General features: G+C 59.5%; 17 protein-coding genes. 12 read left to right on the forward strand and 5 right to left on the reverse strand.

Annotated features, from left to right (window positions below; all coding sequences use genetic code 11):
• Nucleotides 1–5: 5 nt before the first annotated feature.
• From ASE98_RS08025 to ASE98_RS26500, 9 genes are all read left to right on the forward strand, one after another.
• On the forward strand, nt 6–842 hold the full coding sequence (locus tag ASE98_RS08025) for a substrate-binding periplasmic protein (protein ID WP_060540845.1): 837 nt from the start codon (nt 6–8) through the stop codon (nt 840–842).
• Between the two features lie 9 nt (nt 843–851).
• Entirely contained in the window at nt 852–1208 is a 357-nt protein-coding gene (locus ASE98_RS08030) for a DUF4398 domain-containing protein (protein WP_082457502.1), read from the forward strand.
• Complete coding sequence (locus ASE98_RS08035) at nt 1205–2017, forward strand: OmpA family protein (protein ID WP_060540847.1); 813 nt, start codon at nt 1205–1207, stop codon at nt 2015–2017. Before ASE98_RS08030 ends, ASE98_RS08035 begins: the two co-directional genes overlap by 4 nt.
• Nucleotides 2018–2217: 200 nt before the next feature.
• Nucleotides 2218–3657, forward strand: a complete 1440-nt coding sequence (locus ASE98_RS08040) for an aminotransferase-like domain-containing protein (protein WP_060540848.1) — start codon at nt 2218–2220, stop codon at nt 3655–3657.
• 84 nt (nt 3658–3741) lie between these two features.
• The gene (locus ASE98_RS08045) at nt 3742–4224 is read left to right on the forward strand and encodes a hypothetical protein (RefSeq protein WP_060540849.1); all 483 of its coding nucleotides are present in this window, start codon (nt 3742–3744) and stop codon (nt 4222–4224) included.
• Between the two features lie 165 nt (nt 4225–4389).
• Entirely contained in the window at nt 4390–4644 is a 255-nt protein-coding gene (locus ASE98_RS08050; RefSeq protein WP_060540850.1) for a YkgJ family cysteine cluster protein, read from the forward strand.
• A gap of 96 nt (nt 4645–4740) precedes the next feature.
• Nucleotides 4741–5346 carry an START domain-containing protein gene (locus ASE98_RS08055; protein ID WP_060540851.1) on the forward strand — a complete coding sequence of 202 codons (606 nt, stop codon included), beginning with the start codon at nt 4741–4743 and terminating at the stop codon, nt 5344–5346.
• 331 nt (nt 5347–5677) lie between these two features.
• The gene (locus ASE98_RS08060; RefSeq protein WP_060540852.1) at nt 5678–7771 is read left to right on the forward strand and encodes an LTA synthase family protein; all 2094 of its coding nucleotides are present in this window, start codon (nt 5678–5680) and stop codon (nt 7769–7771) included.
• A 276-nt stretch (nt 7772–8047) separates the two neighbouring features.
• Nucleotides 8048–8347: a hypothetical protein gene (locus ASE98_RS26500; protein WP_156465483.1), complete on the forward strand. Its 300-nt coding sequence runs from the start codon at nt 8048–8050 to the stop codon at nt 8345–8347.
• An 89-nt stretch (nt 8348–8436) separates the two neighbouring features.
• On the opposite strand, the gene ASE98_RS25675 is transcribed toward ASE98_RS26500, so the two are convergent.
• On the reverse strand, nt 8437–8595 hold the full coding sequence (locus tag ASE98_RS25675; RefSeq protein ID WP_170948722.1) for a DUF3309 family protein: 159 nt from the start codon (nt 8593–8595) through the stop codon (nt 8437–8439).
• 300 nt (nt 8596–8895) lie between these two features.
• Between ASE98_RS25675 and ASE98_RS08065 the strand changes: the two genes are divergently transcribed.
• The 3 genes from ASE98_RS08065 (at nt 8896) to csrA (ending at nt 10432) form a co-directional block, all read left to right on the forward strand.
• The gene (locus tag ASE98_RS08065; RefSeq protein WP_060540853.1) at nt 8896–9711 is read left to right on the forward strand and encodes an SDR family oxidoreductase; all 816 of its coding nucleotides are present in this window, start codon (nt 8896–8898) and stop codon (nt 9709–9711) included.
• Nucleotides 9712–9775: 64 nt separating this feature from the next.
• Nucleotides 9776–10108, forward strand: a complete 333-nt coding sequence (locus tag ASE98_RS08070) for a YnfA family protein (RefSeq protein ID WP_060540854.1) — start codon at nt 9776–9778, stop codon at nt 10106–10108.
• 138 nt (nt 10109–10246) lie between these two features.
• Nucleotides 10247–10432, forward strand: coding sequence for a carbon storage regulator CsrA (gene csrA, locus ASE98_RS08075; protein WP_060540855.1), 186 nt, complete (start codon nt 10247–10249; stop codon nt 10430–10432).
• Nucleotides 10433–10437: 5 nt separating this feature from the next.
• Here csrA and ASE98_RS08080 read toward each other — a convergent pair whose 3' ends face one another.
• The 4 genes from ASE98_RS08080 to ASE98_RS08095 form a co-directional block, all read right to left on the reverse strand.
• The gene (locus ASE98_RS08080) at nt 10438–10665 is read right to left on the reverse strand and encodes a YheU family protein (protein ID WP_003199186.1); all 228 of its coding nucleotides are present in this window, start codon (nt 10663–10665) and stop codon (nt 10438–10440) included.
• Nucleotides 10666–10779: 114 nt separating this feature from the next.
• Complete coding sequence (locus ASE98_RS08085; protein WP_060540856.1) at nt 10780–11970, reverse strand: osmoprotectant NAGGN system M42 family peptidase; 1191 nt, start codon at nt 11968–11970, stop codon at nt 10780–10782.
• 184 nt (nt 11971–12154) lie between these two features.
• Entirely contained in the window at nt 12155–13903 is a 1749-nt protein-coding gene (gene ngg, locus ASE98_RS08090) for an N-acetylglutaminylglutamine synthetase (protein WP_060540857.1), read from the reverse strand.
• A gap of 3 nt (nt 13904–13906) precedes the next feature.
• Nucleotides 13907–15679, reverse strand: a complete 1773-nt coding sequence (locus tag ASE98_RS08095; RefSeq protein ID WP_060540858.1) for an N-acetylglutaminylglutamine amidotransferase — start codon at nt 15677–15679, stop codon at nt 13907–13909.
• Nucleotides 15680–15768: the final 89 nt, after the last annotated feature.

Genomic DNA, 15768 nt, shown 5'->3' on the forward strand with positions numbered 1-15768 from the left:
TTGCTATGGATTTGCGTCGTGTATTTGGCTGGTCATTACTCCTGGGTTTGACGATATTTCCAGCACTGTCCGGTGCAGCAGGCAAGTGCGAACGCCTGGTGGTCACCGGCAGCCCCGATGCGCCACCGTACCTGTGGCAAGACCCGCAGAATCCCAGGCACCTGATCGGTGCCAGCGCCGATCTGTTGCAGCAGGTGGCGGGGGAGTTGGGGATCAAGGTCCAGATGTTGTATGCCGGCAAACGCTCCCAGGCCCTGGACGAAGTGCGCAGCGGACGCATGGACATGCTGGCCGACGCGCCATTGACGGTCAGCGCACTGGAATCGCTGGACTATATTCATCCACCGTTGCTGGAAAACGATTATCTGGTCTGGACTCGCAAAGACTCGTCACTGGTCTACAGCGACGCCCAGGACCTGCACGGTCACCCCGGCGCGCTGTCGGATAAGTCTCGATTGACCTCGCAATTTGGCACTTTCGCCGAGCAGCAATTGACCCTCGCACGTACGCCAAACCTTACCCAGGCCTTTCAGAAATTGCTCTTGGGCGAAGTGGAATTTGTCCTGGCCGGGCGATACTCCGGCATGGCGACTGCACAGACACTGGGCATGGCCAACGACCTTGTTGCCCATCCTCAACCGGTCGACCGGCCGGGCCTGTTCCTGGCGATTTCCCATGACTCGGCCTGCAACGATCCGTGGTTGCGCGGACAGTTGGCCAAAAAGATGACAGAATTGCCCGCGTCCGGACTGACGGAAGCCGTGTTGCAACGCAACATCGAGCTGTGGAAAGCGCAACAACAGACGCCTCGGCAGCTGCCCGCCAGTACCCCAAAACAGTAGGGATTTTTAGTGAGTATTCGACCTCTTTTCGCTGCCATGGCCGTTCTGGCCCTGGCGGGTTGTGCAAGCGATCCGGCGCCCAATGAACAGATGCGCCTGACCGAACAGGCACTCGAACAAGCCAGGGCCGTGGGCGCCACCGTAGACGATGTGCCGGAAATGAAACTGGCCGAAGACAAGTTCAAACGTGCCCAAGGCAACATGAACGATCAGTCCTTCAAGAACGCGCGCATGCGCTCCGAGCAGGCCGAGCTGGATGCCCGCCTGGCTGAAGCCAAGGTGCTCACGCTCAAGAGTGAAGAGCAGTTGACTCTGCTCAACACCCGCATCACCCGACTGCGCAAGCAAGTGGGAGATGCCCAATGAGCCTAAGGAGCAAAGCCCTCGGCGGTTTGATTGTGGCAGGTTGCGCCAGCCTTTATGGCTGCGCCGGGCAGCGCAGCGAGACCGCCTTGCAGCAGGCCGGTGCCGAATTCCAGACGGTCAAGGAAGATTCCAATGTGCTGCGTATCGCGCCTAAAGACGTGATTCGCGCCGGTGAATCCCTGGCCCGTGCCGATCGTCTGTCCAGCTATTGGGGCAGCGGTTCGGACGTGGTGCACTACGCCTACCTCAGCCAGCGCTACAGCGAGATTGCACGCGAGCACACCAACCAGGTGCTCAACGAAGAGCGCGCGGCGAAGCTAGAACTGGAACGCCAGCGCCTGCAACTGGCCTTGCGCGAATCCAAGCTGGCCAGCGTGCAGCAGCAAGGAAAATGGCTCGAAGAACAGATTCTCGCCTTGACCACTGCCCAGACTGATCGCGGCCTGGTGATGACCCTGGGCGATATGTTGTTCGATACCGGTGAGGCGGAACTGAAGAGTTCGGCCAATCGGGTGGTGTTGAAGATCGTGCAGTTCCTGCAGCTCAATCCCAAGCGTGTAGTGCGCATCGAAGGCTATACCGACAGCACCGGGGGCAAGCAGGAGAACCTCAAGTTGTCCAAGGCCCGGGCGCAATCGGTGGCGGACGTGTTGATGGATCTGGGTATTGATGACAAGCGAATCCAGGTTGAAGGTTATGGCGATGAATACCCGGTGGATGCCAATGCCACTGAAAGGGGCCGTGCACAGAACCGTCGGGTGGAAATTGTGTTTTCCGACGAACAAGGCCAGCTAGGCGCTGCTCGCTAAGAGTTGCGTCACTGGAAAACCCGGCCTGTCATGCAGCGCCGGGTTTTTTTGTGCCTGGTAAATGTTTCGCAAAACAGTACAGATCTTGCTGACACTGCACTGTATGGTCGACTATTGTGGTAACTGTCCCAGTACACTTCTAAACTGTTCCGGTATTGTTTATACAAGAATAAAATGCCCGTGAAACCGAGTGCTGCGTCATGACCAATCTTTTGCTCTACCAACGTATTGCTCAGCAACTGGCCGAAGACATCCGCCGTGGGGTCTATCAGCCGGGCGAGCGCGTGCCTTCGGTGCGCAAGATGAGTTCGCAGCTGAATGTCAGCCATGCCACGGTATTGCAGGCGTATGCCAACCTTGAGGACCAGGGGCTGATCCGTGCCCGGCCGCAGTCGGGTTACTACGTACACCAGACGCCGGCCCTGACCGCGCCGACGCCCGACATCGCCCGGGTCGAGCGCCCGGGGCTGGTGACCCGCAGCAGCATTATTCAACAAGTACTGGTCGAATCCCGTCGCGAGGGTGTCTTCCCTTTGGGCGCGGCAGTGCCGAGTGTCGATTATCTGCCGGTGCGCGCCTTGCATCAGCAATTGGCCAAAGTCACGCGCTTCCATAGCCCGCGGGCGTTCAGCTACATGTTCAGCCCGGGTTTCGAGCCTTTGCGTCGGCAAGTGGCGATCCGCATGCGCGACGCCGGTGTGGTGGTCGACCCGTCGGAGGTGGTGATTACCCACGGCTGTGTCGATGCCCTGCAAATGTCATTGCGCGTTCTGACCCGACCGGGCGATCTGATCGCAGCCGAATCACCGACCTATTACGGCTTGCTGCAACTGGCCGATCTGCTGGGCCTGAAGGTCATCGAGATCCCCAGCGATCCTGCCACCGGCATGAGTCTGGAAGCCTTGCAGCTGGCCGCTAACCAATGGTCGATCAAGGCGTTGGTGCTGACCACGCGCCTGAGTAATCCCTTGGGCGGTACCATGCCCGAGGAGCGGCAGAAACAGTTGCTGCGCCTGGCGTCGGATTTCGACATCCAGATCGTCGAGGACGATATTTACGGCGAGCTGATGTTCGAACAGGGGCGTACCAAGTCGCTCAAGGCCTATGACCGGCTGGATCGGGTGATTTATTGCTCCAGCTTCTCCAAAACCCTGTCGCCAGGGGTACGGATCGGCTGGATGATTGCCGGCAAATACCAACAGGAAATCCAGCGCCTGCAGACCTTCAGTACTCATTCTGCGTGCAGCGTGACCCAGATGGGCATCGCGGCCTATCTGGAAAATGGCGGGTACGACAGGCATTTGCGCTTTATTCGCCAGGAATACCGGAAAAATCTCAGCGCCTTCCAGCTGGCGGTGCAGCAGCACTTCCCGGAAGGCACGCAGATGACCCGGCCCACTGGCGGTTTCATTCTGTGGGTCAGTTTGCCCGGGCGGGTCAATACTCAGGAACTGCACGTGCGCGCATTGCAGCAGGGCATCAGCATTGCGCCGGGGCTGATTTTCAGTAATACCGAACAGTTCAATCACTGTATCCGGCTCAATTGTGGCATTCCATGGAACCGTGAAGCCGAACGTGCATTGATGACCCTGGGCATGCTGGCCACGCAGCTCTGCCAGGAGGTGGCAGCCGGGTTGTAATGGGTATGGGGATGTTTCCCGCGCTTGTCTTGTTGTCGGCAAAGGGTGAGCATATACGTCTCTGCCGTTTGTACCGTTGGGTCCATGAAACAGTTTTTTCCTGTCGCCTGGCTATTGGCCTGCCTGTTTGTCAGTGTCCAGTCGGCAACCGTCATTGCCGCTTCTGCGCAGGAAAAACCTGCCAGCGGCAGTCCCCAGGCCGTGCCGAAAAAAGATCCGTCGGGGCAAAAAGCCACCGAGGTGAAAAAAACACCTGCGCCGGTGAAAAAGCGCCCGCCCATTGCCGCCAAATCGAAACCGGCCAGTGAGGTCGTGAAAACCGAGATCCCGTCAGCCCACCTGGATCTGCGCCTGCCCAAGGGCATGGTCGACGAGTTGACGCCGGTCGGCACCGTGCCATTGCCCAAGCGCGAACCCTTGTTGCCACCGATGTTCGGTGACAAGAGCAGCGACAGTCCTTTCCAGCTCAATGGACGATTGCTCAGCAACGAAATGCAGCTGCAATTGCGCAATGAAGAACGCCGGGACGTTGAGGGCGCGGCGCTGGATTTCGAATTCAAACAGTAATCCATCCCGATTCGCGACCCGCAAGGTAGACGCTTTGTCGGAGACTGGCCGGTCACACACCTTTGTGCTGAAAAACCCGCCAGCGGGTAATTTAAAACAACTGTTTTAGCGGGTACTCTGTGTCACGTCTATTAACACATTGCTCGTCGCGAGGAGCTTGTCGTCATGAAATGCCGTGAGGGCTGTGGCGCCTGTTGCATTGCCCCTTCCATCAGTTCACCGATTCCCGGCATGCCCAACGGCAAGGCGGCTGGAGAGCGCTGCCTGCAGTTGTCGGCCGAAAACCTGTGCAATATTTTTGGCCAGCCGGAACGGCCGACGGTGTGTTCGGCGTTCGACGCCGACCCCGAGGTCTGTGGGAGCAGCAGTGAAGAAGCCATCAGGCTGATTGGCTGGTGGGAGCAAATGACGGCGGCGTGATGTGTGGGCTTGCACCTGCGATCACCTGCGAAACACCTGAAGGTGTTCGCCGGTGCAAGCCCAACGAACGGAACTTCAACAATAAGGAATAACACTATGGGTTCGCTGCATCGTATTGCTCTGTTGTGTGGCTTGACGGCTGTGCTGGCCACCTCGGTCGCCCAGGCCGAAGACTGGAAAGTCGCCAAGAACGAAGACGGCATCAAGATCTCCCTGAGTGAAGTGGCCGGGTCCGATTACAAGGCCTACCAGGGCGTGACGTTGATGAAGACCACCATGGCCAAGCTGCGCGCGTTGCAAGAGGATGTGTCGGGAGCCTGCGCCTGGATTCACGAATGTAAAACCCAGAAGCTGCTCAAGCACGAAGGTGATCAGAGCTGGACCTACACCCAGTTCAATACCCCGTGGCCCGTCACTCCCCGCGATTCGGTGATGCACATCACCACCGTCGAAGGCGCCGACGGCAGCCTGACCCGCAAGCTCGAAGGTGTACCCAAGTACCAGCCTGAGGAAAAAGGGTTTGTCCGCGTGGCCAAGGTCGAAGGTTTCTGGAAGTTCGTACCCAAGGGCGATCAGATTGAAGTGACCTATCAGGTGCACACCGAGCCTGGCGGCAGCGTGCCGTCGATGGTGGCCAACAAGTTCGTGGTGGATGCGCCATTCAATACCTTGAAAGCCCTCAAGGAACGCGCCGAGAAGTAACGGCGGGTTTTTTGAACAGGCTTGAGCGGATGCCCCGAATGTTTCGGGGCGTTTTGCATACAGGACTGCGCTTTTATTTTGTTTCCGAATTATTCGTTGCACAGAATTTTCACCAGCCCTCCAGGACAATTCCCCGCGCTCCTGCAATCTGCCGTGCATTCCAGTGACCTGGATGAAAGAACGGCAGGGGAGGGAGTAATCAATGGCAATGCTGCCGTTGATCGTGCAACATTTGTGCTCCGCGCAAACCCCGCAGCCAGGTAATGGCCAAAAGAGGGTAAGGCGCAGCTGTATTTTTGAAACTTCAACTTCCAATGGGTCCTAAAACGACATGGCAATCCCGGACGCCCTGAATCAGCAGCGAGCTTCTAATCGCCTGCTGCAACCGACCGTCAAATCACATCTGGCCTACACGCTGTTGTGTGCCCTGGTCATGATGGTCATGTTCAGCCTGCTGCGCGTCGCGCTGCTGGTCTACAACCGCGAAATGATCCTCGACACACCGGCCTCGACCTTTTTCGAAGCGTTCGCCAACGGCTTGCGTTTCGACCTGCGTCTGGTGGTCTACCTCAGTATCCCGTTGCTGTTGTCGCTGTTCAGCGTCCGGGCCATGGCAGCGCGCGGTTTTTTCCGCTTCTGGCTGACGGTCGTCTCCAGCATCGCGCTGTTCCTGGGCCTGATGGAGATGGACTTCTACCGCGAGTTCCACCAGCGCCTCAACGGCCTGGTCTTCCAGTACGTCAAGGAAGATCCGAAAACCGTGATGAGCATGCTCTGGTACGGTTTCCCGGTGGTCCGCTATCTGCTGGCCTGGGTCGTAGGCACCTGGCTGCTGAGCATGGCATTCAAGGGTGCCGACCGTGCGACCCGTCCCCGCGGCCCGTTCAGTGGCGGCAGCATCAGCACACGCCAGGTTGCCCCGTGGTATGCGCGCATCGGCGTGTTCGTGGTTTGCCTGCTGATCTGCGTGGTCGCCGCCCGTGGCACCCTGCGTCAAGGCCCGCCACTGCGCTGGGGTGATGTCTACACCACCGATTCGAACTTCGCCAACCAGTTGGGCCTCAACGGCACACTGTCGCTGGTTGCCGCGGCCAAGAGCCGGATGTCCGAAGATCGCGACAATATCTGGAAGGCCACCCTGCCGCAGCCGCAAGCCCAGCAAGTGGTGCGCGACCTGCTGGTGATGCCGGACGACAAGCTGGTGGATGCCCAGACCGCAGCAGTTCGCCGTGACTACACGCCGCCGGCCGACAAGACCCTGCCGATCAAGAACGTCGTCGTGATCCTGATGGAAAGCATGGCCGGTCACTCGGTGGGCGCACTCGGCGGGCCGGGCAACATCACGCCGTACCTCGACCAGTTGTCCAAGGAAGGCCTGCTGTTCGACCGCTTCTTCTCCAACGGTACCCATACCCACCAGGGTATGTTCGCGACCATGGCCTGCTTCCCGAACCTGCCGGGCTTCGAATACCTGATGCAGACCCCGGAAGGCAGCCACAAGCTGTCCGGCCTGCCTCAGTTGCTCAGCGCCCGTGATTTCGACGATGTGTATGTCTATAACGGCGATTTCGCCTGGGACAACCAGTCGGGTTTCTTCAGCAACCAGGGCATGACCAACTTCATCGGGCGTAACGATTTCGTCAACCCGGTGTTCTCCGATCCTACCTGGGGTGTGTCCGACCAGGACATGTTTGACCGTGGCCTGGTGGAGCTGAAGAAGCGTGAAGGTGGCAAGCCGTTCTATGCCTTGCTGCAAACCCTGTCCAACCACACGCCATACGCCTTGCCGACGCCATTGCCGGTCGAGCGCGTGACCGATCGTGGCAGCCTGAATGAACACCTTACCGCCATGCGCTACTCCGACTGGGCGCTGGGCCAGTTCTTCGAGAAGGCGCGCAAGGAACCGTACTTCAAGGAAACCCTGTTCGTCATCGTCGGTGACCACGGTTTTGGCAACGAGCGCCAGATCACCGAAATGGACCTGGGCCGCTTCAACGTGCCGATGCTGTTGATCGCCCCGGGCGTTCAGGAAAAGTTCGGTCAACGTGATCATACCGTGGGCACCCAGATCGACATCGTGCCGACCATCATGGGGCGCATTGGTGGTGAAGTTCGTCATCAATGCTGGGGCCGCGACCTGCTCAACCTGCCTGAAGGCGATGTCGGTTTCGGTGTGATCAAACCGTCCGGCAGCGAGCAGACCACGGCCATTCTCACGGCGGACCAGATTCTTGTGCTGCCCAAGGACAAGGACATGGCACCCAAGTTGTATCAGTACGAGTTGGGCGCCACGCCGCGCACCGAGGTCATTGCCGATCCTGCGCGCACAGCCGAGTTGAAACTCAAACTCGAAGCGTTCCTGCAAACGGCGACCAAGAGCTTGCTGGACAACACCGCCGGTGTGGTTGACGGCACGCCCGACTAAGCGTTCCGGCAGCGAGGAGCAAATGGGCTGATACCTGCCCTTCAAGCCTCGCTGCGGATCCCGGGCAGCAAAAAACAGAATCCGATGCCACAGGCATCGGATTTTTTTTATGCGTCGCGGGTGCTCAAGGGCGTAATCGAGGGACCTACCTGTCAGGTTTGACAGTAGACAGCTTTGTGCAAAGTGCGTTTTATGACGCAGCCGGGTGCCTGATTCAGCGTTTGCAAGAGTGACGTTAGAGCGGGCCGCGTAGCAAGGATGAGTGAGGCTTGCGTCATGAATAAGTCTGTCGGGATGGGGCGTGCGCTATGGCTCGTGGTGGCGCTGGGCGCAAATATCGTCCTGTTGGTTTCCTCCATGTCGGAAGTATCACCGGTGCAGCCTCCCTGGTGTCCGGCGCCTGCCCATGAATCAGGCAAGGTCTATGACCAGGTGCAACAAGCAGAGCGCTCCGACCCGCCAATGGAGTGCTGGAGCGATGAATACGATCCGGCGCAATATCCTGACAGTTGGCAGTGGTGTCGGCGCATAACCAGCGAGCCACTTCTGGCAAGCCGGCAAAGATGCCTGAAATGATCCCAGTGACAAAAAACTTCAAAAAAAATGCCAGTCAGGTTATCTGACTGGCATTGAGTCTTGCGCGCTTGAGTGGGTCTTTTACATCTTCATATCTTGCCGAGCAGTAACAGGATCAGTATCACCACCAATACCACGCCGATAATACCGGACGGGCCATAACCCCAACTTCTGGAGTGCGGAAAGACCGGTAAACCGCCGATCAGTAACAGGATCAGAATGATCAGAAGAATTGTGCCCATGTCTATTTCCTTGTTGAAAGTGTTCGGGAAAGTTTTCGCCTTTTACTGTCAGCAGGAATGAATAAAATTCGCGCTGCCTAAAAATTCCGACTGGTGCGAAGCCAAGAAAATTCCATGTTTTTTTACTGTTTTTCGAAAAACACATTATTTCCTTTTGGCAATTTGAACGGCGCTCTTTCCCATTCAGGGGGGCTGTGGCTATCGCGCAGTTTGCCTGGGCCATTCAGCAATCTGATGGAGCGTGGGTCCGGCAATATCCTTCGCTACACTCGACACATCTTCCCCGGAACAACAAGGCTGTTTGCTATGCAAAATCGCATGATGATCACTGGTGCGGGCTCGGGCCTGGGGCGCGAAATCGCGCTGCGCTGGGCACGTGAAGGCTGGCAGCTGGCCTTGTCGGATGTCAGCGAACCCGGTTTGCAGGAGACGCTGAAACTGGTTCGCGAAGCCGGCGGCGACGGCTTTGTCCAGCGCTGTGATGTACGTGATTACAGCCAGCTGACAGCGTTCGCCCAGGCCTGTGAAATCAAGCTCGGCGGTATCGATGTCATCGTCAACAATGCCGGCGTGGCCTCGGGCGGGTTCTTCAGCGAACTGTCCCTGGAGGACTGGGACTGGCAGATCGCGATCAACCTGATGGGCGTGGTCAAGGGGTGCAAGGCGTTCTTGCCACTGTTGGAAAAAAGCCAGGGCAAGATCATTAACATCGCGTCGATGGCCGCTCTGATGCAGGGGCCGGCAATGAGTAACTACAACGTGGCCAAGGCCGGTGTGGTGGCGCTGTCGGAAAGCCTGCTGATCGAGCTGGCACATCAGGAAATAGGCGTGCATGTGGTTTGCCCATCGTTCTTCCAGACAAATCTGCTGGATTCCTTCCGCGGCCCGACGCCGGCCATGAAGGCTCAAGTCGGCAAATTGCTGGAAAGTTCACCCATCAGCGCTGCCGATATTGCCGACTACATCTATCAGCAGGTAGCCGCCGGCGAGTTCATGATCCTGCCGCACGAACAGGGACGCATGGCCTGGGCGATCAAGCAGAAAAACCCGCAATTGCTGTACAACGAAATGACCGTCATGGCCGACAAAATGCGCGCCAAGGCCAAGCAGACCGCGAGCTGATCTTGCCCGCCGGCAGCGCTGTCGTTAGGGTGGCCGTCATCGGTCATCCTCGCGAGGCGCTTGCATGCTCAACTATCTGTGGTTCTTTCTCGCGGCGCTGTTCGAAATTGCCGGTTGCTTCGCCTTCTGGATGTGGCTGCGTCAGGGTAAAAGTGTGTGGTGGGTGCTGCCGGCGCTGTTCAGCCTGACCTTGTTCGCGCTGTTGCTGACTCGTGTCGAGGCGACCTATGCCGGTCGGGCCTATGCCGCTTACGGTGGCATCTACATCATCGCTTCGATCGGCTGGCTGGCGCTGGTCGAACGCATTCGTCCGCTGGGTTCGGACTGGCTCGGCATGGCGCTGTGTGTGATCGGGGCAGGCATCATCCTGTTCGGACCGCGGTTCTCTGCGTCCTGACTCAACCTTCGTGTCAGATCTTTCCTTCAGAGGGGCGAGTCATCGTTGTAGGGAAGGACTGATTTGCTGCCGTTGCATTGTAGGGACGCCGCACACGGGGCATCTTCAAGGGCCGGTAACCCCTGAAGGACACAGACAATGCTCGTACTCACCCGCGTTGTAGGCGAAGTGATTTCCATCGGTGACAACATTTCCTTGCGCGTTCTCGCTGTAAACGGCAATAGCATCCGTTTTGGCGTCGAAGCGCCTCGAGACGTCAGTGTGCACCGCTCCGAGATTTACGATCGCATCCAGGCCAAGCTGGCGAAAACCAAGGAGGGCTGAGATTGTCAGTCGAACAGGTGCTTGGGCACATCATGCTTGAGCATCAGCTGGCACTGCTCGCTTTCCGGGTCGAAAACAATCAGTGCCTGGCCTTTGGTCAACGCCTGGCGCACGCGTAGCACGCGGGTTTCCAGTGGTGTGTCATCACCATTGTCGGTGCCGTCACGGGTCACGAAGTCCTCGATCAGGCGGGTCAGGGTGTCGACTTCAAGTTGGTCGTGGGGGATCAGCATAGGCACCTCGCTAAACAATCGCGCGATGCTACGGCGAAAGCCCCATGACGGCTACCCAAGATTCCCCAAGCACCTGCACAGGTGTTGTGTTTATTCAGTCAGCGGTTGGGTCATTCAGTTATCTGACCGCTGCCCTACCAGGCTGTCCACGGGCGGCACCCGCGTGTCGCTTTCCATCTGCGTGTCATGTTCGAGCTGATGACTGAACCGATCCAGTGATCCCTTGGCCGGTTGTGCATCGCTGGCGAACACCGGCGGGCTGAGAATGTAGGCGCCGAGCAGGCGGCTCAGGGCTGCGAGACTGTCGATGTGGGTGCGCTCGTAGCCATGGGTGGCGTCGCAGCCGAAGGCGAGCAGGGCGGTGCGTATGTCATGGCCGGCGGTGACTGCCGAGTGCGCATCGCTGAAGTAATAGCGGAACAGGTCGCGACGCGCGGGCAATTCGTTGTCACTGGCCAGGCGCAGCAGGTGCCGCGACAAGTGATAGTCATAGGGGCCGCCGGAATCCTGCATGGCAACGCTCACCGCGTGTTCACTGGAGTGTTGGCCGGGCGCGACCGGCGCGATGTCGATGCCGACGAACTCGCTGACGTCCCAAGGCAGCGCAGCCGCTGCGCCACTGCCGGTTTCCTCGGTGATGGTGAACAGTGGGTGACAGTCGATCATCAGCTCTTCACCGCTGTCGACGATGGCCTTGAGCGCCGCCAGCAGCGCTGCCACACCGGCTTTGTCGTCCAGGTGACGGGCGCTGATATGACCGCTTTCGGTGAACTCCGGCAAAGGATCAAAGGCGACGAAATCGCCGACACTGATGCCCAGGGAATCGCAATCGGCGCGGGTGGCGCAATAGGCGTCCAGGCGCAGCTCGATGTGATCCCAACTGATCGGCATTTCATCGACGGCGGTATTGAACGCATGCCCGGAAGCCATCAGCGGCAACACGCTGCCACGGATCACGCCATTATCGGTAAACAGACTGACGCGACTGCCCTCGGCAAAGCGGCTCGACCAGCAACCGACCGGGGCGAGTGTCAGGCGCCCGTTGTCCTTGACCGCGCGTACCGCCGCGCCGATGGTGTCGAGGTGGGCGGAAACGGCGCGATCGGGGCTGTTTTTCTTGCCCTTGAGCGTGGCGCGGATGGTGCCGCGACGGGTCATTTCAAAAGGAATGCCCAGCTCTTCCAGGCGTTCGGCGACGTAGCGCACGATGGTGTCGGTGAACCCGGTCGGGCTGGGGATGGCGAGCATTTCCAGCAGGACTTTTTGCAGGTAGGCAAGATCGGGTTCGGGAATATTATGGGTCATGGAAACTCCTGATGAGTTGAGGCCACCGATGGTTTCGATGAGGTGAATCTTTGTCGTCCGGACTGGCCCTTCGCGGGCAAGCCCGCCCTCACAGGTTTCAGCGGTGGACACAAAATTTGTGCGCGGCGCCGATCACTGTGGGAGCGGGCTTGCCTGCGAAGGGGCCAATCCGGACACCACACAGCTACAAAACCGCCGGCTGGCTATGGGGAAACAACAAATCCACAAACCGCTCCGCCGTCGGCTGCGGTTCGTGGTTGGCCAGCCCGGCGCGCTCGTTGGCTTCGATAAACACATACTCCGGCTGATCGGCGGCTGGCACCAGCAGGTCGAGACCCACCATGGGAATGTCCAGCGCCCGCGCTGCGCGTATCGCCGCGTCCGCCAGGGCCGGATGGAGGATCGCCGTCACGTCCTCAAGAATCCCCCCGGTATGCAGATTGGCTGTACGCCTTACGAACAGATGCTCACCGGCCGCCAGGATGCTGCTGTAGTCGTACCCGGCCGCATGCAAGGTGCGCTGGGTTTCATGATCCAGCGCGATTGTGCTTTCGCCGCCGGTAGCCGCCTGGCGCCGCCGGCTCTGGGCTTCAATCAGGGCGCCGATGGTGTGTTGGCCATCGCCGATCACTTCGGCCGGTCGACGAATCGCTGCGGCGACCACTTCAAAGCCGATCACCACAATCCGCAGGTCGAGGCCTTCGTGGAAGCTTTCCAGCAGCACATGGCTGTCGAACCCTTGGGCAACGTCGATGGCTTGCTGGACCTCCTCGATGGTTTGCAGATCCACCGCCACCCCTTGTCCCTGTTCGCCATCCAGCGGCTTGACGACCACGCGCTGGTGCTCGTCAAGGAACGCCAGGTTATCGTCGGCGTTACCTGCCAGTTGCTGGCTTGGCAGGTTCAGGCCCGCGGCCTTGAGCACCTTGTGGGTCAGGCTCTTGTCCTGGCACAGGCTCATGCTGATGGCGCTGGTCAGATCGCTGAGGGATTCGCGGCAGCGCACCCGGCGCCCGCCATGGCTGAGGGTAAACATTCCGGCTTCGGCGTCATCGACCTGCACATCGATACCGCGCCGATGGGCTTCCTCGACGATGATCCGCGCATAGGGATTGAACTCCGCTTCAGGGCCCGGCCCCAGAAACAGTGGCTGGTTGATGCCGTTCTTGCGCTTGATGGCGAAGGTCGACAGGTTGCGAAAACCAAGCTTGGCGTACAGGCTTTTCGCCTGGCGGTTGTCGTGCAGTACGGAGAGGTCTAGATAGGCCAGGCCGCGACTCATGAAATGCTCGATCAAATGCCGCACCAGCACTTCACCGACACCCGGCCGAGCACACTGCGGGTCGACCGCCAGGCACCACAGGCTACTGCCGTTTTCCGGATCGTTGAACGCTTTGTGATGATTGAGCCCCATGACGCTGCCGATGACCGCGCCGCTGTCTTCGTCTTCGGCCAGCCAGTACACCGGGCCGCCCGCGTGTCGCGGGGTGAGCAGGGTGGCATCGATAGGTAGCATGCCGCGCGCCTGGTATAGATGATTGACCGCCTGCCAGTCTGCTTCGCTTTGTGCACGGCGAATGCGGAACCCGCGAAACACCCGGGTCGCCTGACGGTAATCAGTGAACCACAGGCGCAAGGTGTCGGACGGGTCGAGGAACAGTTGGGCCGGCTCCAGCCCCAGCACTTGCTGCGGCGCGGCGACATACAAGGCAATGTCGCGTTCGCCGGGCTGTTCGTTGAGCAGTTCCAGGGCCAGGCTCGCCGCGTCTGCGAAGGTATGGCCAATCAGCAGCCGGCCCCAACCGCAATGCACGGCAATCGGCGCCGCGCCGAGTTCACTGCCGTCTTCGGCCAGGCGCGCCTGCAGGCGCTCGTAGGAGGGTGTCTGGCCGCGCAACAGGCGTTGGTTGATAGCCGTGGCGTGAGGTTTCATTGATCAGATTCCTTGTTCACTGAGCCACAGATTGAGGGCCGCCAGTTGCCACAGCTTCGAGCCACGCAACGGCGTCAATTGACCTTGCGGATCGGTCAGCAGACGGTCGAGCATGGCCGGCTTGAACAGGCCGCGATCCTGGCTCGGATCGAGCAGGAGTTCACGTACCCAATCCAGGGTGTCGCCTTGCAGATGCTTGAGACCCGGCACCGGGAAGTAACCTTTTTTGCGGTCGATGACTTCACTCGGAATCACCAGGCGAGCGGCTTCCTTCAGAACTTGCTTGCCACCGTCCGGCAGCTTGAATTTGCCCGGCACCCGCGCCGACAACTCCACCAGCCGGTAATCGAGAAACGGCGTGCGCGCTTCCAGTCCCCAGGCCATGGTCATGTTGTCGACGCGTTTGACCGGGTCATCCACCAGCATCACCGTGCTGTCCAGACGCAAGGCCTTGTCTACCGCAGCGTCGGCACCGGGTTGGGCGAAATGCTCTTTGACGAAGTCGCCAGCGGCGTCATTGGCCATCAGCCATTTCGGCTGCACGGTGGCGGCGTATTCGTCGTAACTGCGGTCGAAAAACGCTTCGCGGTACGCCGTGTACGGATCGCTGGCACCGTCCACCTGGGGATACCAGTGGTAACCGGCGAATAGCTCGTCCGCACCTTGGCCGCTTTGCACCACCTTGCAGTGTTTGGCCACTTCCCGGGACAACAGGTAGAAGGCGATGCAGTCATGGCTGACCATCGGTTCGCTCATGGCGCGGAACGCCGCAGGCAATTGCTCGATGATTTCCTTTTCGTCGATGCGCAGTTGGTGATGCCGGGTGCCGTAATGTCTGGCGATCAGGTCCGAATACTGGAACTCGTCACCGCGCTCGCCACCGGCATCCTGGAAGCCGATGGAAAAGGTCGACAGGTTGTCCACGCCGACTTCGCGCAACAGGCCCACGAGCAAGCTGGAGTCGACGCCGCCCGACAACAGTACGCCGACATCCACCGCCGCCCGTTGGCGGATGGCTACCGCGTTGCGGGTGCTGTCGAGCACGCGGTCGCGCCAGTCTTCGAGGGTCAGATTCATCTCGTCGGCATGTGGGCCGTAGGGCAGGGTCCACCAGGTTTTCTGTTCGGTGCGGCCGTCGGCTTCAATGCGCATCCAGGTGGCTGGCGGCAGCTTTTCGATACCTGCCAGCAGGGTGCGTGGTGCCGGAACCACCGCGTGGAAATTCAGATAATGATTGAGGGCCACCGGATCAAGGATCGGGTTGATATCGCCGCCCTTGAGCAGCGCCGGCAGCGCCGAGGCAAAGCGCAAGCGCTGGCCGGTGCGTGACAGGTACAGCGGCTTGACGCCGAGCCGGTCGCGGGCGATGAACAGGCGCTGGGCATCGCGCTCCCAGATGGCAAAGGCAAACATGCCATTGAGTCTGGGCAGCAACGCTTCGCCCCAGGCGTGATAACCCTTTAGCAACACTTCGGTGTCACCACCGGAATAGAAGGCATAACCGAGCGCTTCAAGCTCGGCGCGCAGTTCCGGGAAGTTGTAGATCGCCCCGTTGAAGGCCAGGGACAAGCCCAGTTGGTTGTCGATCATCGGCTGCGCCGAGCCGTCCGACAGGTCCATGATTTTCAGGCGCCGGTGGCCCAGGGCGATCGGTCCCTGGCTGTGAAAGCCCCAGGCGTCGGGGCCACGAGGGGCCAGGTGATGGGTGATTCGTTCAACTGCCGCGAGGTCGGCAGGTTGATGATCAAAACGTAACTCGCCAGCTAATCCGCACATAAATTCCTTACCGGTTTTTCCGTTGGGGAGGGTCAATCGCTGCCACGCCAAAACGGCGGGCACTCAGAAACTGACCCGGCTGATTGCTC

The sequence above is a fragment of the Pseudomonas sp. Leaf48 genome (assembly GCF_001421885.1).
GTDB lineage: Bacteria > Pseudomonadota > Gammaproteobacteria > Pseudomonadales > Pseudomonadaceae > Aquipseudomonas.

Excerpts from the sequence above, each read along its gene's own strand:
- ASE98_RS08025 (WP_060540845.1), top strand. The coding sequence starts at position 6 with ATGGATTTGCGTCGTGTATTTGGCTGGTCATTACTCCTGGGTTTGACG.
- ASE98_RS08035 (WP_060540847.1), top strand. The coding sequence starts at position 1,205 with ATGAGCCTAAGGAGCAAAGCCCTCGGCGGTTTGATTGTGGCAGGTTGC.
- ASE98_RS08040 (WP_060540848.1), top strand. The coding sequence starts at position 2,218 with ATGACCAATCTTTTGCTCTACCAACGTATTGCTCAGCAACTGGCCGAA.
- ASE98_RS08045 (WP_060540849.1), top strand. The coding sequence starts at position 3,742 with ATGAAACAGTTTTTTCCTGTCGCCTGGCTATTGGCCTGCCTGTTTGTC.
- ASE98_RS08050 (WP_060540850.1), top strand. The coding sequence starts at position 4,390 with ATGAAATGCCGTGAGGGCTGTGGCGCCTGTTGCATTGCCCCTTCCATC.
- ASE98_RS08055 (WP_060540851.1), top strand. The coding sequence starts at position 4,741 with ATGGGTTCGCTGCATCGTATTGCTCTGTTGTGTGGCTTGACGGCTGTG.
- ASE98_RS08060 (WP_060540852.1), top strand. The coding sequence starts at position 5,678 with ATGGCAATCCCGGACGCCCTGAATCAGCAGCGAGCTTCTAATCGCCTG.
- ASE98_RS26500 (WP_156465483.1), top strand. The coding sequence starts at position 8,048 with ATGAATAAGTCTGTCGGGATGGGGCGTGCGCTATGGCTCGTGGTGGCG.
- ASE98_RS08065 (WP_060540853.1), top strand. The coding sequence starts at position 8,896 with ATGCAAAATCGCATGATGATCACTGGTGCGGGCTCGGGCCTGGGGCGC.
- ASE98_RS08070 (WP_060540854.1), top strand. The coding sequence starts at position 9,776 with ATGCTCAACTATCTGTGGTTCTTTCTCGCGGCGCTGTTCGAAATTGCC.
- csrA (WP_060540855.1), top strand. The coding sequence starts at position 10,247 with ATGCTCGTACTCACCCGCGTTGTAGGCGAAGTGATTTCCATCGGTGAC.
- ASE98_RS08080 (WP_003199186.1), bottom strand. The coding sequence starts at position 10,665 with ATGCTGATCCCCCACGACCAACTTGAAGTCGACACCCTGACCCGCCTG.
- ASE98_RS08085 (WP_060540856.1), bottom strand. The coding sequence starts at position 11,970 with ATGACCCATAATATTCCCGAACCCGATCTTGCCTACCTGCAAAAAGTC.
- ngg (WP_060540857.1), bottom strand. The coding sequence starts at position 13,903 with ATGAAACCTCACGCCACGGCTATCAACCAACGCCTGTTGCGCGGCCAG.
- ASE98_RS08095 (WP_060540858.1), bottom strand. The coding sequence starts at position 15,679 with ATGTGCGGATTAGCTGGCGAGTTACGTTTTGATCATCAACCTGCCGAC.